General features: G+C 56.1%; 19 protein-coding genes and 2 tRNA genes. 6 read left to right on the forward strand and 15 right to left on the reverse strand.

The genetic code is table 11. The features are described 5' to 3' along the window. Positions 1–7: 7 nt before the first annotated feature. Entirely contained in the window at positions 8–1,201 is a 1,194-nt protein-coding gene (locus AC5Q5A_RS17125) for an MFS transporter (protein WP_493896007.1), read from the reverse strand. 484 nt (positions 1,202–1,685) lie between these two features. Between AC5Q5A_RS17125 and AC5Q5A_RS17130 the strand changes: the two genes are divergently transcribed. Further along, the gene (locus AC5Q5A_RS17130) at positions 1,686–2,594 is read left to right on the forward strand and encodes a pseudouridine-5'-phosphate glycosidase (protein ID WP_493896008.1); all 909 of its coding nucleotides are present in this window, start codon (positions 1,686–1,688) and stop codon (positions 2,592–2,594) included. A 66-nt stretch (positions 2,595–2,660) separates the two neighbouring features. Here AC5Q5A_RS17130 and AC5Q5A_RS17135 read toward each other — a convergent pair whose 3' ends face one another. Next, positions 2,661–3,305, reverse strand: a complete 645-nt coding sequence (locus tag AC5Q5A_RS17135; protein ID WP_493896009.1) for a pyridoxamine 5'-phosphate oxidase family protein — start codon at positions 3,303–3,305, stop codon at positions 2,661–2,663. An 89-nt stretch (positions 3,306–3,394) separates the two neighbouring features. On the opposite strand from AC5Q5A_RS17135, the gene pdxR reads away from it, so the two are divergent. Both pdxR and AC5Q5A_RS17145 read left to right on the forward strand, forming a co-directional pair. Continuing rightward, entirely contained in the window at positions 3,395–4,945 is a 1,551-nt protein-coding gene (gene pdxR / locus AC5Q5A_RS17140) for a MocR-like pyridoxine biosynthesis transcription factor PdxR (RefSeq protein WP_493896010.1), read from the forward strand. A 117-nt stretch (positions 4,946–5,062) separates the two neighbouring features. After that, entirely contained in the window at positions 5,063–6,541 is a 1,479-nt protein-coding gene (locus AC5Q5A_RS17145) for a cryptochrome/photolyase family protein (RefSeq protein ID WP_493896011.1), read from the forward strand. A gap of 37 nt (positions 6,542–6,578) precedes the next feature. Here AC5Q5A_RS17145 and AC5Q5A_RS17150 read toward each other — a convergent pair whose 3' ends face one another. Continuing rightward, positions 6,579–8,126, reverse strand: coding sequence for a CYTH and CHAD domain-containing protein (locus tag AC5Q5A_RS17150; protein WP_493896012.1), 1,548 nt, complete (start codon positions 8,124–8,126; stop codon positions 6,579–6,581). A gap of 419 nt (positions 8,127–8,545) precedes the next feature. Between AC5Q5A_RS17150 and AC5Q5A_RS17155 the strand changes: the two genes are divergently transcribed. After that, complete coding sequence (locus tag AC5Q5A_RS17155; protein WP_493896013.1) at positions 8,546–9,001, forward strand: hypothetical protein; 456 nt, start codon at positions 8,546–8,548, stop codon at positions 8,999–9,001. A gap of 70 nt (positions 9,002–9,071) precedes the next feature. Here the strand turns inward: AC5Q5A_RS17155 and AC5Q5A_RS17160 are convergent. From AC5Q5A_RS17160 to infA, 5 genes are all read right to left on the reverse strand, one after another. Next, a tRNA-Phe gene (locus tag AC5Q5A_RS17160) sits at positions 9,072–9,147 on the reverse strand. 117 nt (positions 9,148–9,264) lie between these two features. Then, positions 9,265–9,465, reverse strand: coding sequence for a DNA gyrase inhibitor YacG (locus tag AC5Q5A_RS17165; protein WP_008891756.1), 201 nt, complete (start codon positions 9,463–9,465; stop codon positions 9,265–9,267). Continuing rightward, a complete protein-coding gene (locus AC5Q5A_RS17170; protein ID WP_493896014.1) occupies positions 9,458–10,867 on the reverse strand; it encodes a ribonuclease E/G in 1,410 nt (469 codons plus the stop codon). Before AC5Q5A_RS17170 ends, AC5Q5A_RS17165 begins: the two co-directional genes overlap by 8 nt. A 2-nt stretch (positions 10,868–10,869) precedes the next feature. Beyond that, on the reverse strand, positions 10,870–11,451 hold the full coding sequence (locus tag AC5Q5A_RS17175) for a Maf family protein (RefSeq protein WP_493896015.1): 582 nt from the start codon (positions 11,449–11,451) through the stop codon (positions 10,870–10,872). Positions 11,452–11,600: 149 nt separating this feature from the next. Beyond that, positions 11,601–11,819: a translation initiation factor IF-1 gene (gene infA / locus AC5Q5A_RS17180; protein WP_007092059.1), complete on the reverse strand. Its 219-nt coding sequence runs from the start codon at positions 11,817–11,819 to the stop codon at positions 11,601–11,603. A 254-nt stretch (positions 11,820–12,073) separates the two neighbouring features. Between infA and AC5Q5A_RS17185 the strand changes: the two genes are divergently transcribed. Next, positions 12,074–12,568: a GNAT family N-acetyltransferase gene (locus AC5Q5A_RS17185; RefSeq protein WP_493896016.1), complete on the forward strand. Its 495-nt coding sequence runs from the start codon at positions 12,074–12,076 to the stop codon at positions 12,566–12,568. Positions 12,569–12,577: 9 nt separating this feature from the next. Here the strand turns inward: AC5Q5A_RS17185 and AC5Q5A_RS17190 are convergent, their stop codons facing one another. From AC5Q5A_RS17190 to AC5Q5A_RS17220, 7 genes are all read right to left on the reverse strand, one after another. After that, positions 12,578–13,024 carry an arsenate reductase ArsC gene (locus AC5Q5A_RS17190; protein ID WP_008891760.1) on the reverse strand — a complete coding sequence of 149 codons (447 nt, stop codon included), beginning with the start codon at positions 13,022–13,024 and terminating at the stop codon, positions 12,578–12,580. 6 nt (positions 13,025–13,030) lie between these two features. Then, a complete protein-coding gene (locus tag AC5Q5A_RS17195) occupies positions 13,031–13,507 on the reverse strand; it encodes a UPF0262 family protein (protein ID WP_008891761.1) in 477 nt (158 codons plus the stop codon). 43 nt (positions 13,508–13,550) lie between these two features. Continuing rightward, positions 13,551–14,846, reverse strand: a complete 1,296-nt coding sequence (gene hisD, locus AC5Q5A_RS17200) for a histidinol dehydrogenase (RefSeq protein WP_493896017.1) — start codon at positions 14,844–14,846, stop codon at positions 13,551–13,553. Further along, on the reverse strand, positions 14,836–15,495 hold the full coding sequence (gene hisG / locus AC5Q5A_RS17205; RefSeq protein ID WP_008891763.1) for an ATP phosphoribosyltransferase: 660 nt from the start codon (positions 15,493–15,495) through the stop codon (positions 14,836–14,838). The genes hisD and hisG overlap by 11 nt, the downstream gene beginning before the upstream one ends. Before the next feature lie 45 nt (positions 15,496–15,540). Then, complete coding sequence (murA, locus tag AC5Q5A_RS17210) at positions 15,541–16,833, reverse strand: UDP-N-acetylglucosamine 1-carboxyvinyltransferase (RefSeq protein WP_064779536.1); 1,293 nt, start codon at positions 16,831–16,833, stop codon at positions 15,541–15,543. 81 nt (positions 16,834–16,914) lie between these two features. Continuing rightward, entirely contained in the window at positions 16,915–17,469 is a 555-nt protein-coding gene (gene dcd / locus AC5Q5A_RS17215) for a dCTP deaminase (protein ID WP_493896018.1), read from the reverse strand. A 130-nt stretch (positions 17,470–17,599) separates the two neighbouring features. Continuing rightward, on the reverse strand, positions 17,600–17,761 hold the full coding sequence (locus tag AC5Q5A_RS17220; protein ID WP_338183182.1) for a hypothetical protein: 162 nt from the start codon (positions 17,759–17,761) through the stop codon (positions 17,600–17,602). Positions 17,762–17,962: 201 nt separating this feature from the next. On the opposite strand from AC5Q5A_RS17220, the gene AC5Q5A_RS17225 reads away from it, so the two are divergent. After that, positions 17,963–18,037: transfer RNA gene (locus AC5Q5A_RS17225), tRNA-Thr, on the forward strand. Positions 18,038–18,039 lie beyond the last annotated feature (2 nt).

An 18,039-nucleotide genomic window follows, 5' to 3' on the forward strand; every position in this document is an offset into this window, starting at 1 on the left:
GTTTGGCTTATCCGCCGTGTTTCATCTGGCTGACCGGAAAGCGCAACTCGGTTCCGGCCCAGATCACAACACACAAGACCGACACCCCGGCCCCAAGAACCACCACAGCAGGCCAGCCCCCCATGCCATAGGCAATGGCCGAACTGGCGGAGCCACAGGCACCCCCGAGAAAATAACTGGCCATATAGCCCGTGGTCAGGCGGCTGCGGGCCTCGGGATTCAGGCGATAGACCTCGCTTTGATTGGAAATATGCGCGCCCTGAATGCCCAGATCGATCAGCACCACACCAAGCGCAAAGGCAATCAGCGACCATTGCCCCCAATACAGCAGTCCCCAGCTTGAAACCGTGGTCATCAGAAAAGCACCGGTGCTGAGCCGCGCCCATCCCTTGTCGGCAAGCTTTCCGGCAATGCGGGCAGCCAAAATGCCGATTGCACCAATCAGGCCATAAAGCCCGATCACCGCTTCGGACATGCCATATTGGCGCACCAGCATGAAGGCCATCGACGTCCAGAAAATCCCGAACACGGCATATTGCAACCCGCCAATCAGGCTGCGGCGGCGCAGGACCGGTTCATCACGAAACAGATGCAGGATCGAAAGATACAGCGTGCGGTAGCTGGTATGCGAGGTCGGCGGGATATGCGGAATAATCCGGTAACAGGCCACCGCATAAATCGCCATCAGGACAGAGGCCGCGATAAACACCGACCGCCATCCGGCAAGCTCCGCCATAATGCCCGAAAACGTCCGGGCCAGTAGAATGCCCAGCAACAAGCCACTCATCACCGCCCCCACCGCAGACCCGCGTTTATCATCGGTCGCCAGGTGGGCAGCCAGCGGCACAAGGATTTGCGCGGTCACACAGGTGATCCCGACCGAAATACTAAACACCACCAACATCAAAAATGACGGTGCCAGCCCCATTGCCAGCAACCCGACCGCCGTCAGGGCCGAGGTCACGGTCAGCAATTTGCGCCGTTCATGATGATCACCCAGTGGTACCACCGCAATCAACCCGGTCAGATAGCCAAGCTGCGCCACCGTCACCAGAAAACCGGCACTGGTTTCACTCAGCCCATATTCACGGGCCAGCAGTTCCAGCAATGGCTGAACATAATAAAGACTGGCAACGGACAGGCCGCTTCCGACCGCCATAAAGATCAGAAGGCCGGTGGTCAGGGTGGGCTTGGAATGCATTCTCAGATGGGCCTTGAACGGGTTGGTGGTAGGTTTACGATAGCCGCCAAATCAGCGACTTACAATGCAGTGCCTGACACAGGTGCCATGCCGCGATGGCATCGACGGATCCCGCAACGCACAGCAGCCATTCGTAAAACACCCTGCTTTGCGCTGGATTTCAAAGGCCGATCTGTTTAATTCTGGCCTAAGGATCAGAACCCGTTAATTTGATTGGAATGGCAGCCGTTATATTCGCGAAATCCAAGAAACAGGTTGCAGGACGGGTTGGATCCCGGCCAAAACCTGTGACGCAGGAGGTTGCCAATATAACGGCTGTCCTACGGATCAATCGGATTTGCACGGGCTATTTTGTCGCAAAACCTTGAAAGATTTATATCTTCCTACGGTTATGCTCCGCATATCTGCACAAATCTGATTGACCATTCCAACCAAGTTAACGGGTTCTGATCCTGAACTTTAAACCAGATATGAGCATATCGGAATGTCGGACTATATTGATATCGCCCCCGAGGTCGCAGAGGCCTTTGCCGCAGGCAAGCCTGTTGTTGCCCTTGAATCAACCATCATTTCCCATGGCATGCCCTATCCGCAGAACCTTGAAACCGCGCGTGCGGTTGAACAGGATGTGCGCGATAACGGTGCGATCCCGGCCACCATCGCCGTTATTGGCGGTCGTTGCAAAATCGGGCTTTCCCCCGAGGAACTGGAATATTTCGCCAAGGGAACCGACATTCTTAAATTGTCGCGCCGTGATATCCCCTATTGCCTCGCCAAGAAACGTGACGGCGCCACCACCGTATCGGCAACCATGATCCTGGCAGAAAAGGCCGGCATTCGCGTTTTTGCCACCGGTGGCATTGGCGGGGTACATCGTGACCTTGCCGGTAATTTCGATGTGTCGGCCGATTTGACCGAACTTGGCAAAACCAGTGTTGCGGTTGTCTGCGCCGGGGCCAAGGCGATCCTTGATATCCCCAAAACGCTCGAACATCTTGAAACGCTTGGCGTGCCGGTTATTGCCTATGGCACCGATGAATTCCCGGCATTCTATTCGGTCGAAAGCGGTCAGAAGGCGCCGCTGCGCCTTGATACCCCCGAAGAACTCGCAGCTTTCCTGAATTCGAAATGGGAATTCGGCCTTGAAGGTGGCGCCGTTATTGGCAACCCGCCAGAAGCCGACAAGGCACTGGCGCGCGAAGCCATCGAAGGGGCAATTGAAGATGCCCTGATCGAGGCCAAGGAAAAAGGCATTCAGGGACGCAATGTGACCCCGTTCCTTCTGGCCCGCGTGACCGAGTTGACCAAGGGCAAAAGCCTTGAAGCCAACATCGCCCTTGTGCGCAACAATGCCCGCCTGGGAGCGAAAATTGCCGCTGCCATGGTCGACTGATCGGCACAGGGCATCCCTTAAAGACCAAAAGAAACAGGCTGGCACATCTGCCAGCCTGTTTTGCGTTTACCTGCGCTGATACCCTTTGCCTTCGAACCCGGGCTTGATGCGCGCATCGTCCACAGGCGCGCCCCACGTCGTTGTGCAGGGCAGAACACCGGCCCAGACAGACCAGTCATAGTCTTCTTCGTCATCGACCGGATCGCCAGCACGGATCTTTGCCGATACCTGGTCCAGATCAAAGCCCAGGAACATGGTCGCCTTGAGTTCCTGTTTGTTGGGATGACGGATGTGGTCCCACCGACCCGGTTCCAGCTTTTCGGTAAACAGCCGGGAATGTTCCATCTTTTCGGCGTCATCACTCACCACTGTTCCTTTGCCGTAAATAACGACCGAACGGTAATTGGCCGAATGGTGAAAGGCCGAACGGGCCATCACCAGACCATCCAGATGTGTGATGCACAGACAGGTTTCGGCCCCGTCTGCGATCGCGGCCAGAATGCGGTTCTTTGACGCGCCATGGATATAGATCCGCTCCCCCACCCGCCAATGGGCGGTCGGGATCATGGCGGGGCGCCCATTGACCAGGGTTCCGACATGGCAAATCAGCGCATCATCAATAATGCCATGCACCTGATCGCGGTCATAACTAGCGCGATTAGGGCCCCGGACGACTTTGGTGTGGGGATGGATTTCGTATTGATCAGACATGGCGGGACCTCTTCGTCAAAAAATCAGGCGTCGAATTTGGCCCGATCATGGATCAAATTGGACTTTTCAAAAGGTCCATTATAATAAAAGTGACAGAACCAATTTTCACCGGGGTCGCGATGGTGCGCAGTGATTACAGCTGGATTTATCCAAGCCAGTCGGGAAATTCCGCCGATGATGGCGGCATCACCGCCTATCGTCGACTTTATCACGGGATCAGATCGGCCATTCTGGATGGCCGGTTGCATCCGGGCGAACGCCTGCCGGCCAGTCGGGATTTGGCCAAATCACTTGGTATTTCGCGCAACACGGTGGTGACCAGTTTCGATCTGCTGACCTCGGAAGGCTATCTTGAAACCCGGGTCGGCGCCGGAAGCTTTGTTGCCAGCACCCTGCCCGACCGGGACATGCAAACAGGCGACCACGGCCCGAATAAAAGATCCCGCACGGCAAATGACCGCCCCATAAGGCTTAGTCAAAGTGCCACGCGCATGCTGACCTATCAGCGACGCTTTCCGCGCTTTCGCATTGCCCGCCCGTTTAACCCGGCGACACCCGATCTTGACGGTTTTCCGTTCGATCTTTGGGCACGATTGTTGCGCCGGTCCTGGCGGGCGCCGGCTTTTGATCTGACCATTCCTGATGATCCGCTTGGATTGCCGCTGCTGCGTTCTGAAATTGCCAAATGGCTTCGGCAATCGCGCGGGGTGAATTGCACTGCCGATCAGGTGATGATCGTTTCGGGCGCGCAGCAGGCGCTTGACCTTGCCGCACGCGCCCTTGTCGATCCCGGCGATATCATCGCCACCGAAGACCCCGGCTATGAGGGCATTCGGGGCGTGCTGGCGGCAAGTGGTGCTGTGGTACAGCCGATTACGGTTGATGAGGATGGGCTCGACATCGAAGGCCTTGCTCAAACGCCCTCCCCGGCCCGGATTGTGGTCACCACGCCATCACGGAACTATCCGTTGGGTACGACGCTTTCGCTTGCCCGGCGCCTCGCCCTTTTGCAGTGGGCGCAGGATAATGATGCCTGGATTGTCGAGGATGATTATGACAGCGAGTATCGCTATGACGGGCCGCCGCTGTCATCCCTGCAGGGCTTGGATACCGACAATCGGGTGATCTATGTCGGCACGTTTTCGCGCGTACTGTTCCCTGGCATCCGGCTTGGCTACCTTGTGTTGCCACCGGCGCTGGTTCCGGCCTTTCGCGGCATTCGCGGTTTTGCCGATGGGGTCCCCGCACCGACAACACAGGCCGCCCTTGGTGCCTTTTTCGCCGAGGGGCATTTTGGCAGCCACGTCCGGAAAATGCGCCTGCGATACGGCGAACGGCGTTCGCACCTTAAAAACCTGATCACGTCCGATGCGTCCGATATTCTGTCGGTGATGCCTTCGGACGGGGGATTGCACCTTTGTGCCCGTTTGATCGGCGATCAGGACGATATTAAAATGCAGGAAGCCTTGGTGAAGGCGGACCTTGATTGTCGTGCACTGTCTTCGTATTTCCACGATCCACGGTCAAAAAGTGGGCCGGAACCCGTGCGCGGTCTTGTGCTTGGTTTCGCCGGATGGAAAAAAGATGTGCTTTCGGAAAGTTTCAGTGAACTGGTCAGAACCATCAGACGTAAGTCTTGATGTACCCCGAGCCAGAGAGAGCGGCACGACTTCCCTCTAGATGCTGTCACAGTCGTGACGCTCTCTCCCCTCCGGCTTACAATCCCCCCGAAATGCACTAAAAATACAGGAAGACAGATGACCGAACGCCCGATCGCCGTGATGTGGTTTCGAAACGACCTGCGACTGGCGGACAATCCGGCCCTTTTGGCAGCGGTCAAATGTGCCAAGGAAAATGACGGTGCTGTCCTTCCGGTTTTCATCCTCGATGACGTAATTTCAGATCAGTTGGGTGGTGCTACGAAATGGTGGCTGGAAAAAAGCCTGACGGCGCTGAACCGCGATATCGCCGATCTTGGCGATACAAAGTCGGATCGCGCCCTTCGCCTGTTTAAGGGGGATGCAAAAACCGTTCTGGAAACCATTGCCAACAACAAACCCGTCAAGGCGGTGTTCTGGAACCGGCTTTATGACAAGCCATCGACCCAGCGCGATACAGATATCAAGGCAACCCTTCAGGACCACGGCCTGACCTGCGAAAGCCACAAGGCCAATCTTTTGTTTGAACCGTGGGACGTCAAAACCGGATCAGGCACTGATTTCAAGGTCTATAGCCCGTTCTGGCGGGCGTGCCAGAAGCTCCCCAGCCCGCGCGAACCAAAGTCAGCCCCCGAAAGCATTGCGCTGTTCAAGGGCGAGGTTGATGGACAAATCAACATCACCGACTTTGACCTGTCCCCAAAACCGGTGAATTGGGCCGACGGCCTTGAGGAGCGTTTTACCCCCGGCGAACATGGTGCCAAAGACCAGCTGTTTGACTTTATCGATGATCGTCTTACCGACTATGCCGATCTGCGCGACCGCCCGGACCGTCGGGTAACGTCAGAGCTTTCGCCGCATTTGCGCTTTGGCGAAATCAGCCCCTATCAGGTCTGGCATGCCGCCAACCACTATGCCGATGCCAATCCGGGCAAGGGCAAGACCGCCTCGAAATTCATCGCCGAACTTGGCTGGCGGGAATTCGCCCATCACATCCTGTATCACGCAACCGATCTGCGATCTGTCCCGCTTCAGGGCCAGTTCAAGCATTTCCCCTGGTCAGATGACGCAAAAGGCCTTCGCGCCTGGCAAAAGGGCCAGACAGGTTTTCCGATTGTTGATGCCGGCATGCGCGAACTTTGGCATACGGGCTATATGCATAACCGGGTGCGGATGATTGTGGGTTCGATCCTGGTAAAGCACCTTTTGATCCATTGGCGCGATGGTCTGGCGTGGTTTGACGACACGCTTGTTGATGCCTGCCCGGCCAACAACCCGTTTTCATGGCAATGGATCGGCGGGTGCGGGGCAGATGCCGCCCCCTATTTCCGCATTTTCAATCCGGTGCTTCAGGGCGAAAAGTTTGATCCCAAGGGTGAGTATGTCCGTCAATGGGTCCCGGAACTGCGCGACATGCCCGAACAATATATCCACAAGCCGTGGGAAGCCTCCCCGCTTATCCTCAAGGCCGCTGACGTGACGCTGGGCAAGACCTACCCCGAACCCTTGATTGGGCTGAAAGAAGGCCGTGAGCGGGCTCTTGAAGCCTATCAGGATATGAAAAAGGCTGCCGGGTGATCCCGACAGCCTTTCGCGTTACTGGTGCACCCGGTGCCTATTTCCAGAAAACCTTCTGATCAATGAAATCGTGCATGGCGTCTTCGATCCCCTCAAGACGATGATCGGCACGTGCGCCGAACCAGCCCGATATCAGACCGACCGCAATCATCCCGTCCTTTGAAAGCTGCGGTGCCAGTGCCATCAAGCGGGCCTCGGCAACGGCCGCATCCTGAAGCTGGCCGAGGATTTCCTGCATCGTCGTCAATTTGCTCCGGAACTTTTTGACCTTTTTCGCCCCGTAAATGGCCCCAAAGAACTCGGTCCCATAACGCATCTGCTTCACATCAAGACGAAGCGCATGAAGTTGTGGCGTCGTCAGACCCGCCACATGATCACCGCGCTTGGTGACCCGTTTATAGGCCTGCTCCAAAAGCGGCTCGGCCATTTCCGACACCGATGCGGCCATCGCCTTCATTTGCGCGGCACTGGCACCTGATGCCCAACGCGAATAGCTTGCCCATGCGCCAAGCAGCAAAAGCAACTGCCCATATTCCGGCTGATCGAGCATATGCCGTGCGTTCGCAAGGGCGGCTTCGCGTTGCTTTTCGGCAGCCTTGCGCAGCTCCGCCACACCTGCGTGATCCGGGAAGCGTTCCTCGATCATCGGAAGCGTCTCGGTCAGGAACACATCCCAATCGCGCAGGCCATCAAGCCCCTTGCTGCACAGTTTCAATAACCGGCGCAGCAATACGGCCTCGCCCGCAGGCAGGTTTTTCTTAAACAGGTTCAGGGCCACGCGCAGGCGGCGCATGCCAACCCGCATCTGATGGCACCCCTCGATATCAAGATCCTGACGCACGCAGACCTCGTTGCTGAGAATCATGCGAAGCCCCTGCGCGATCACGGCACGAAACGCGGTTTCCGCCGACATATCCGGGGTCAGTTGCACCGCCGCCGCCCGATAGGCCCCCGGCCCATTGCCAAGATAGAGGTCGCGTCCGCGCGATGCCTTGGACCGCATGCTCAGCAACAGCGGCACGGTCCGTTGCAGCTCAAGTGCAAGGTCAAAAAGGGCTGCCGGATGGCCTTCCTTAAGCTCGAACTCGACCTCGGAGATCGGCACTTCCTTCTCGCCAGATCGGACAACACCCTGATCAATGGCAAGCTCAATCACCGCATCACGATAGGTCAGATCCACCGCCCCGCGCTTAAGGTCGCTTTCGAAAATGCGGTCGATCTTCTTTTTCTTCACAAACTTCTTCAGAAGCTTTTTGACGTCCTTGTCGGTAAACCGGTCAAGATCAAGAACACCTTCTTCAAGCTCGACCGTCCATTCATTACGTTCGGGAAGCGCCTCGCGCAGGCCGTTGGTCGCCTTGATGGTCTGCTCCCAACCAGTCGCGCCCTTCTTGCGCAGACGAACCGCCAGGCCCTTTTCAGCCAGCGAGAGTTTCGGCGTGTCATGATAGATGGAGACAAGGTGGGTGGTCACCAGACGACGACCTTCCTTGACCTCGCGCAGGACCGGCGCGTTTTTAAGACGCGCGACATGTTTCGGATCGATGCGAAGTTTGAGTTCGATCTCGATCTGCTTCTCGGCCATCTGGTTCCCCTAAGCGAGTTATTGTCACAGCGCGACGTCGCGCTGTTCCGCCACCAAGTAGTAACCAATTTTATGTTTCAGCGGGTTGAAACAAGAAGCGGGAATGATGGTAGCGGAATGTAAGATTTTCGCAACAAAAGGCAGAAACGCCCCCAAAATCAAGCCTTAAAAGACCGATCAGCATTTTGCACAACCCTCTGTTTTCATTTGAAAACAAATAGGGGCAATCAGGTTCATTTGATGCAGGTTGCTTGCACATACCTTACGCATTCACCCCTGACACAGGCCCTATCAAGTCGTTGATGCAAGGGCGATTCTGAACGGTTGCACCGTCATATATTGATAACAGTTTCGCACCGTTTGCGAATTGCGTTTTGTCAGTTACAGTCTGTTCAAATTCAATCTGCCAGAGGGCGAAGATGCTTAGCCGTAGCCACACTTTCAAGACCGCCCTGATCATCGGGATTGCCATGCTGATCAGCGGCTGCAAAACAGCAACCACCACAACCGCCCCTGAAATCAGCTATGACGCCTGGCAGGCCAAACAATCGGCGTCGACCGTGCCCTACAGCACCAACAACATGGTCAAAATCAATTTGAACTGGTCGCGCATCGGTCCGTTTTCACGCTATGACACCTGGGTGCGGGCCAATGCCTTTGGCGGGATGTTTGATGTTTATGGCGCGCAGACTTGCCTTGGCAAATTTGTCCGCGATGATCGACTGGCCCCTGCCCATGGCTGGTGGGAACTGATTTGCCAGGATGACAGCTACGCTGCTGGGAAATTCCAGCTGACCCAACAGGGAAGCTTTCTGGGCATCGGCAATGCGATCAATGGCGAGAAGGTCGGCTTTGACCTGCCGATCCCGAATTAAATCGAACGGTAGATGAGCTGAAAAACAAAAAACCCGGCCATAAGGCCGGGTTTTTTTGGCTACCGAAAGATGGTGCCCAGGGGCGGACTCGAACCACCGACACGCGGATTTTCAGTCCACTGCTCTACCAACTGAGCTACCTGGGCAAATCCGACTTTCGTCTCCGTTTCCGGAGTGTTCCCTGCGGAACGAGCGGGGTTATACAAACTCCTTTGGGGCTTGTCCAGCCTCAAATCGCATTTTTTTTGCGATCACGCGTCGGATTAAAATTCTTCTTCATCTTCAAGGTCTTCGAGATACTCGGGCGGCTCGGCGGCGGGGATGGCATAGCTTTCATTCATCCATTTGCCAAGGTCGAGATCCGCACAGCGTTTGGAGCAAAACGGCGTGTATTTCTCATCAGCCGGTTTGCCACAAACCACGCAGTCGGAGCTGGCTGTTTTCGTTATCTTTTTTTCATTCATGGTGGTTTTTCTCCAACCGATAGGCATCGTCTTCAAGGGTCGGGTCCGCGACAATTTGCGGCGTAACCCCAAATGCATTTGTCAGGATCTGGATCGCATCTGCCTGATCCGCAAGTGCCTTCGCCACACCGGGGTTTACGGACAGTTTAACCATCCCGGTCACCCCATTTCGGCTTTCGGCAACAACGGCGCGGACAAAGACATTCAGCGCAGCATCGCGCAAAAGAGGGGCCCGTTCCTGTTTGGCAAACAAGGTGGCACGAAGCGATTCGCCCGCACGTTGGCGACTGAATTCATAAAGCCCCAACCGCGTAAAGCCGCCGATCTGAACCGCACCGTCAAGCTCGCTGCCAAAGGCATCACGGATTGCGGCATCAAACTTGTCACGCCCTGCCCGTAATTTCATGCGAAGCGGATCAATCACCACAAGACCACCGATGTTGCGCAGGCGGATTTGATGCACGATTTCGGCGGCGGCCCGAAGGTTGACTTCGACCGCACGGGTTTCGCTATCACGCCCGGCATCTGCCCCGGCGCCATTGACGTCAATGGCACAAAGTGCGGTTGCCGGGTCAATCGCAACCCAGCCCCCACCCTGCAACTCGACACGCGTCGCCAAGGCAGCGGCAATTTCGTCTTCGATATCCTGATCATTGAATAACAGTCGGCTGCCGACATGACGCGCAAGATTGTCATCCGACTTACCCAGCATGGTCAGCAAGCCACGCAACCGCACGAATTCGTTTGTGCCATCGACAATGCATTGGCCGCCCGCCATCAGATGCCGTTCGATCACCTGATCGGTTTCTGATTGCGCCTTGCTGACCAGTTGCGGCTTCGATGCCTCGGACAGGGCCTTTTCGGCCTTTTGCAATTGCGATTTCAGAAGTTTGTATTCGGCAGTGATGGCATCACGTGTCCAGTCGAGTGCGACGGAACGCAGCATGATGCCGTCCTGACCGGCCTGAAGGGAGCTTAGCAACTCGTGCAGTTCGGTGCGCCGGTCCCCGTCCTTAAGCTTGCGCGGCAACTCGATATGGTTGGCCCCCGGTCGCAGGATCATGCCAACACCTTCAATCGCGATCCGGCCCGTAAGTTTCACGCCCTTGTCGTCAAAACCAAGGCGGGAGATCTGCACCAGAACCCACTGCCCTTCATGCAGCGGGCCGTTATAGCGATCAAACGGCAAAAGCCCGTCAGGCAGCCCGTCAAGCGCCACCATGGCAGCGCCCATTTCGGGCATCATTTTGGAAACACGGCCAAGATGGATATCAAATCGTGCGGGACCGCCGCGATCAATCCACAAACGCGTCAGGCGGTCATTTTCGATCAGGGCCACCCTGCGTTCAAGCGCAACGGCATCAATCAGCAGGCGGGTGTTATGGGTGCCGCCAACTGCCATGATCAAACCTCTTTGGGGTGATAGCCAAGGCCGCGCAAAAGACCGTCCACCTCGCACAGCGACAGCCCGACAACGTTGGAATACGATCCCGAGATCGCCTTTACAAAAGTCGCGGCAAAGCCCTGAATGGCGTATGCACCGGCCTTGCCCTGCCACTCGTCATGGGAAAGATAACGTTGCAGGTCATCGGAACCAAGGGTTCGGAATTTTACCTGTGTCTCAATCACGCGTGATCGTTCGGTTCCGTCCGGGGCAATCACACACATGCCACCGTAAACACGGTGGCGACGCCCGGACAGGAGTTCAAGGAATTTGCGTGCCTCTGCCGCGTCTTCGGCTTTGCCCAGCGCACGCCGACCACAGGCAACAACCGTGTCCGCGGCAAGCACAAAGGCCCCGCCGTTGGATTTGGCAACAAATCGTGCCTTTTCCTCGGCAAGGCGAAGCGCCAGCCGACGCGGACTTTCATCGCGCATGGGTGTTTCATCGATATCTGCGGGAACGACCTGATCTGGCACAATTCCGATCTGCGCAAGCAGCTCAAGACGGCGCGGCGATGCAGATGCCAATATCAGTTTCGACAAGATGTGGCTCCCGGATATCCGTCCCAGACCATTCCGACCAGAAATGTGATGAATGCTCACATTTCGATGCAGGCAGCAAAATGCCCCCTGACGGCAAGGGTAAACGCCCCGCCAGACAAGGTCAATTTGCGCTTGGTCGTGGTTTCAGATTACTTGAAACGGAAGGTAATACGACCTTTGGTCAGGTCATAAGGGGTCATTTCGACGCTGACACGGTCACCTGCGAGAACGCGAATACGGTTCTTGCGCATTTTGCCCGAGGTATGGGCAAGGATTTCGTGGTCATTGTCCAGCTTCACGCGAAACATCGCATTGGGCAGAAGTTCAACGACAGTGCCCTGAAACTCGATAACGTCTTCTTTAGCCATGTGACTCCTAGCTTTCGTATTGCAATATCAAAATACCGGTGGGCGGCAAACTGCTCTGAACCGGGCAAAAGGTCAAGTCCTTTCACGTGTCAGGCGTGGCGTTACAGCACTGCGTTAAACGAATGGCGACGTATCTGTGCTATCAAACTGTACGGAATAAGGATTGCGCGAAAAGAACCGGCTCAGTCCTTTTCGAATGCCGGTATGCGCCCTAAGATGCCGCTATCTTTCCGGCCTTTCATGAAAGCTCCCGCATGATCAATCCTCATACCATTGAAATACGCCTTGCAGAACGCGATGACGCACCGGCACTCCATGCCATGATTTGCGAAATCGGCAAGGCAACAGGATGTGCGGATAAAATTGCGAGCACGCCCGAAGATCTGGCGCGGGATGGCTTTGGCAAAGACCGTGCGTTTGACGCGCTGATTGCAATTGCCGATGACGCGCCGGTGGCCATGTGCCTGTTTTTCCCAAGCTATTCGACATTTCGTGGACGGCCCGGGCTTTATATTCAGGATCTTTATGTCGCGCCAGGCCATCGTGGGGGCGGCTTTGCCAAACGTCTGGTGGCTGTGGTCGCCAAACACGCCCGTGCGAACGGCAAATCCTATATCAGGTTGTCGGTCGATGCGGAAAACATGATTGGCCAGCGGTTTTACGAAAAACTTGGCATGCGCCATGCCGAGGACGAGAAGATCTACGTGCTTGATGGTGCTGCGTTCGAAGCCCTCAGCAGCGCGGACTGAGCCACGCAATCACATGGTGGGGGCAGGACCGACCGGGAAGCGATCAAGGATGCGTTTTTTGATCTGGTCGCGCACCTGTCGGTAGGCCTCAAGGCGGATTTCACGCGACCCTTCGACGATTGTGGCATCAAAGGTATTCCAGAATTCCACATCACACGCCATGGTGCGGGTCATTTCGACCGCACGGTGCTGGGCCTCAGGAGACATCGTGATGATCAGATCAAAGAAGCCGTCTTCGAGCTGATCAAAGGTTTTGGAATTGTATGAGGAAATATCAAGACCGATTTCCTCCATCACCGCAACGGCAAAGCCATCAAGCTCACCGGCACGAACCCCGCAACTTTCAACATAAATGCGGGTTCCGTGATAGTGACGCATCAAGGCAGCAGCCATCACCGAACGCACGGCATTATAGCTGCAGGCAAAAAGAACCGAGCCGGGGAGTTCTTCTGCCACCGTGCCTTAACCCCGGATGTGAAGGACACAAATCAACGTAAACAGGCGACGCGCGGTATTTTCATCAATCGTCACCTTGTCGGCCAGAAGCTCTCGCAATTGTTCGGAGCCCTCGTTGTGAAGACCGCGCCTCGCCATATCGATGGTCTCGATCTGGGCGGCACTGGCCTTTTTGATGGCGTCATAATAGCTTTCGCAGATCATGAAATAGTCTTTGACGATCCGGCGAAACGGCGACAGCGGTACGGGAATGGTTGTGAGGTTTTCGGTATCATCGTCGCCGCGCACATCCATATAGATGCGGTTTTCTTCGATGCGCATATGAACCGAATACGGACCTTCGAAACCGCCAGCAGGTTCGAAATGGTTTTCTTCCAGAAGGTCATAGATCGCCACCGCCTGCTCATGCTCGACCTCAGGACGGCGTCTTACCTTGTATTTCTCGTCAAGATAGATACCGGCAATACACTGGTTTTCTGCCATGGCTCTCTCGCTCCGGTCCCTTCACACGCTGCATTGCAACAGCTTACATCTGGTTTGAACGGATCGCTACCGAAAGTCCATGTGCCTGCAGACCTTCGCTTTCTGCAAGGGCGATTGCCGCCGGGCCGATTTTTGCCAGACTTTCGGGTGTGCACTTGATCAGCGACGAACGCTTGATAAAGTCCAGAACCCCAAGGCCGGACGAGAAACGCGCCGAGCGGGCCGTCGGCAGGACATGGTTCGGGCCGGCAACATAATCGCCGATGGCCTCAGGGGTATAACGGCCCAGGAAAATCGCACCGGCATGGTGAATGTCTTCTGCCAGTGCGTCCGGGTCGTCGACCGCCAATTCAAGATGTTCCGGTGCGATCCGATCCACAAGGGCCGGAGCCTGCGACAGATTTTCGACCAAAACAATTGCACCAAAGTCGCGCCAGCTTGCTCCGGCGATTTCTGCACGTGGCAGTTTTTCAAGATGAGCATCAATTGCGACCTGCACGTGATCGGCAAATTCCGCGTCGTCAGTAATCAGGATCGATTGCGCGACCGGGTCATGTTCGGCCTGCGACAACAGATCTGCTGCCACCCAGCTGGGATCATTACTGCCATCGGCAACCACCAGAATTTCCGAAGGGCCTGCAATCATATCAATGCCGACCTGACCAAAGACACGGCGTTTGGCCGCGGCAACAAACGCGTTGCCCGGACCGACGATCTTGTCGACCGGCGCAATCGTTTCGGTGCCATAGGCAAGGGCTGCAATCGCCTGCGCCCCGCCAATCCGGTAAATCTCGTCAACGCCGGCAATTCGGGCCGCAGCCAGAACCAGCGGGTTCATTTTGTTGTCAGGCGTCGGCACTACCATAACAAGGCGTTCCACACCGGCAACCTTGGCCGGAATGGCGTTCATCAGAACCGATGACGGATAGGATGCCAGACCGCCCGGAACATAAAGCCCGGCTGCTGAAACCGCACGCCAGCGCCAGCCAAGCTCCACGCCGCTTTCATCGGTATAGCGTTCATCGGCCGGCATTTGCTTTTCGTGATAGGCACGAATGCGCTTTGCCGCCAACTCCAGCGATTTGAGAAGATCCGCGTCAATGTCGGCAACCGCGGCATCGACCTCGGCCGCGCTCACCGCCATGCCGGATGCGTCGATACCAAGGCGATCAAATCGGTTGGTGTAGTCACAAACGGCTTCGTCACCGCGATTGCGGACATCGGCGATAATATCGGCAACAGCCGCATCAACATCGGCATCCGATTCGCGTTTCATGCCCAGAAGCTTGACGAAATCTTCTTCGAAGCTGGCGTCAGTAATCGAAAGCTTAAGCGGCATTGAGCACCTCGGAAAAACGGTCGATCCAGGGCTGGATATCGGTCGGGCGGGTTTTCAGCGCAGCACGGTTGACGATCAGACGCGACGTCACATCGGCAACATGTTCGATTTCACGCAGACCATTGGCCTTAAGCGTGTTACCCGTCGACACAAGGTCAACGATACGGCGGCACAGACCCAGTGTTGGTGCCAGTTCCATCGCACCATTCAGCTTGATGCATTCGGCCTGCACGCCCCGTTTGGCAAAATGCGTACGGGTGATGTTGGGATACTTGGTTGCCACCCGGACATGCGACCAGCGCGACGGATCATCGCCCTCGATCATTTCTTCGGGTTCGGCAACGGCAATCCGGCAATGCCCAATATTAAGATCCAGCGGCGCATAGATATCGGGATAGTCAAATTCCATCAGGACATCATTGCCGCAGACACCGATATGGGCTGCGCCAAAGGCGACGAAGGTTGCGACGTCAAAGCTGCGCACACGGATGATATCGATATGCGGATGGTTGGTGGCGAAACGAAGCGCACGGGATTTCGGATCGTCAAATGCCGCTTCCGGTTCGATCCCGGCGGATCGTACCAGTGGCATCACCTCGTCAAGAATGCGCCCCTTTGGCAGGGCAAGCACCAGCTTTTCGTCACTCATCAATCAGTCGCCTTACGCGTTTTCAGTTATCCGGAAGCCTTGAAATCAGGCTGGAACCCGGACACGTTCGATCTGCGCCCCGCAGGAGCTCAGTTTTTCTTCAAGCCGCTCATAACCGCGGTCCAGATGGTAGACACGGTTAATAACCGTCTCGCCCTCGGCTGCCAAGCCTGCAAGCACCATAGAGACCGAGGCACGCAGATCAGTTGCCATGACTTCGGCCCCCGAAAGCTTTGCACTGCCGCGAACAATCGCCGAACGGCCATGCACGTTGACATCAGCGCCCATGCGGCTGAGTTCCGGTACGTGCATGAAACGGTTTTCGAAAATGGTTTCGGTGATCATGGATGCACCATTGGCCACCGACATCAGCGCCATGAACTGGGCCTGCATATCGGTCGGGAAGCCCGGGTAGGGTTCGGTCATCACGTCAACCCCCTTAAGCGTCGCACGGTTGCCGCGCACCTTAAGGCCATCTTCGGTTTCTTCAACCTCGACCCCGGCTGCGCGCATCGCATCGACAAGGCTGTCGATCAGCTCCATACGGGTTCCGGTCAGTTCGATCTCGCCACCGGTGATGGCCGCTGCAATGGCGTAGGTCCCGGTTTCAATACGATCCGGCACAACCGAATATTCCGCGCCATGCAGACGCGGCTTGCCGGTAACTTTGAGGGTATCGGTTCCGATGCCTTCGATCTCGGCCCCCATGGCAACAAGGCAATGGGCAAGATCGGATACTTCTGGCTCGCGCGCGGCGTTGGCAATGGTGACAACACCATCGGCCAGCGATGCGGCCATCAGCGTGTTTTCCGTCGCGCCCACCGAAACCTGCGGAAACAGGACATGCCCGCCTTTCAGGCCGTCGGGTGCGCGGGCTTCGATGTAGCCCTCGGTCAGGTGGATTTCCGCACCCATTGCTTCAAGCGCCTTAAGGTGCAAGTCAACCGGGCGGTTGCCAATCGCACACCCACCAGGAAGCGAAACACGGGCAACACCACAGCGGGCAACAATCGGACCAAGCACTAGGACAGACGCACGCATCTTGCGCACCAGATCATAGGGTGCCGTGGTCGAGGTGATTTCCTTGGCCGTCATTTCAAGAACGCGCCCCGTATGACCACCATTGGGCGCATGACCGTTCAGATGCAAAGCCACACCATGCTGTGCCAGAAGATTGGCCATCGACGTGATATCTGCCAGATGCGGCAAGTTCGAAAGGGTCAGGGTTTCATCCGTCAAAAGGCTTGCTGCCATCAACGGCAAAGCCGCGTTTTTGGCACCGCCGATTGCAATTTTGCCCTGCAGCCGGCGACCACCGGAAATCTTGATCTTGTCCATTCAGTCCTCTTTGTACTGCGCGCGATGGCGCAGCGAACGCGTGTCTTGGCGGTTCACCACCAGATTGTTGCCACCCCTTTATCACAGGCGCGGCAATGTGACACCTTTTTGGCCCATATATTTGCCTGCGCGATCCGCATAGGAGGTATCGCATTCACTTTCCGCCTTAAGGAAAATGAACTGACACGCCCCTTCATTGGCATAAATGCGCGCCGGAAGCGGTGTGGTGTTGGAAAATTCAAGGGTTACATGCCCTTCCCATTCGGGTTCAAGCGGCGTGACATTGACGATGATGCCACACCGGGCATAGGTCGATTTCCCAAGGCAGATCACCAACGTGTCGCGCGGGATGCGGAAATACTCCACCGTTCGCGCGAGCGCGAAACTGTTGGGCGGGATCACGCAGACGTCGGTCTTGCGGTTAACGAACCCGGCATCGGAAAATTCCTTGGGATCGACGATGGCCGAGTCGACATTGGTGAAAATCTTGAACTCGTCAGCGACGCGGGCGTCATAGCCGTACGAGCTGACACCGTAGGAAATTACACCATCGCGTTTGAAACCGTCGACAAACGGTTCGATCATGCCTTTTTCCTGCGCCATCTGGCGTATCCAGTGATCCGGTCTTACCGACATAGTGCCACCCCTGTTTTTGCGAAAATCCCAACCACGTTCAGCACCCACGGTTTTACCCGCCCGCTGGCCTCAAGATCAACCAAACGATGCACGCGTCCATCAAAGCGAAGGTGAAAAATGACGCGCGTGATCAGTCCTCAGATTTTTCGTCTGCGGCCGGAGCTTTTGGATCGCTTTTGCGCGAGCGTTGCTGTTGCTTGCGCTTGGCCAGATTGGCACGCAGGGCTTCGGCTTCGCGTTTTAAACGTTCCTCGTTTACGGCCGGACGCATGTCAGATTTTTTGGCTGTCATGATGCAATCAAAGTTCCGTCAGATTTATGCGGGTTTGAGCGATTGGCCTGTTATAAAACAGCGTGCGAAAAATTACAGCCGATCTTGACGAAAACAGGGCGAAAAGGCCTGCGACGGGAACAATCGAAAAACTTCGCATAATTCAGGCTTGACCAATTACAGATACGTGGCCTATAACCCGCCCGCACCGCAAGGGCTCATGCTGCTGTAGCTCAGGGGTAGAGCACTCCCTTGGTAAGGGAGAGGCCGGGAGTTCAAATCTCCCCAGCAGCACCATT

The organism is Thalassospira sp. CA1 (assembly GCF_059052855.1).

Coding starts and splice junctions, on each gene's coding strand:
- AC5Q5A_RS17125 (WP_493896007.1), bottom strand. CDS start 1,201: ATGCATTCCAAGCCCACCCTGACCACCGGCCTTCTGATCTTTATGGCG.
- AC5Q5A_RS17130 (WP_493896008.1), top strand. CDS start 1,686: ATGTCGGACTATATTGATATCGCCCCCGAGGTCGCAGAGGCCTTTGCC.
- AC5Q5A_RS17135 (WP_493896009.1), bottom strand. CDS start 3,305: ATGTCTGATCAATACGAAATCCATCCCCACACCAAAGTCGTCCGGGGC.
- AC5Q5A_RS17145 (WP_493896011.1), top strand. CDS start 5,063: ATGACCGAACGCCCGATCGCCGTGATGTGGTTTCGAAACGACCTGCGA.
- AC5Q5A_RS17150 (WP_493896012.1), bottom strand. CDS start 8,126: ATGGCCGAGAAGCAGATCGAGATCGAACTCAAACTTCGCATCGATCCG.
- AC5Q5A_RS17155 (WP_493896013.1), top strand. CDS start 8,546: ATGCTTAGCCGTAGCCACACTTTCAAGACCGCCCTGATCATCGGGATT.
- AC5Q5A_RS17165 (WP_008891756.1), bottom strand. CDS start 9,465: ATGAATGAAAAAAAGATAACGAAAACAGCCAGCTCCGACTGCGTGGTT.
- AC5Q5A_RS17170 (WP_493896014.1), bottom strand. CDS start 10,867: ATGGCAGTTGGCGGCACCCATAACACCCGCCTGCTGATTGATGCCGTT.
- infA (WP_007092059.1), bottom strand. CDS start 11,819: ATGGCTAAAGAAGACGTTATCGAGTTTCAGGGCACTGTCGTTGAACTT.
- AC5Q5A_RS17185 (WP_493896016.1), top strand. CDS start 12,074: ATGATCAATCCTCATACCATTGAAATACGCCTTGCAGAACGCGATGAC.
- AC5Q5A_RS17195 (WP_008891761.1), bottom strand. CDS start 13,507: ATGGCAGAAAACCAGTGTATTGCCGGTATCTATCTTGACGAGAAATAC.
- hisD (WP_493896017.1), bottom strand. CDS start 14,846: ATGCCGCTTAAGCTTTCGATTACTGACGCCAGCTTCGAAGAAGATTTC.
- hisG (WP_008891763.1), bottom strand. CDS start 15,495: ATGAGTGACGAAAAGCTGGTGCTTGCCCTGCCAAAGGGGCGCATTCTT.
- murA (WP_064779536.1), bottom strand. CDS start 16,833: ATGGACAAGATCAAGATTTCCGGTGGTCGCCGGCTGCAGGGCAAAATT.
- dcd (WP_493896018.1), bottom strand. CDS start 17,469: ATGTCGGTAAGACCGGATCACTGGATACGCCAGATGGCGCAGGAAAAA.
- AC5Q5A_RS17220 (WP_338183182.1), bottom strand. CDS start 17,761: ATGACAGCCAAAAAATCTGACATGCGTCCGGCCGTAAACGAGGAACGT.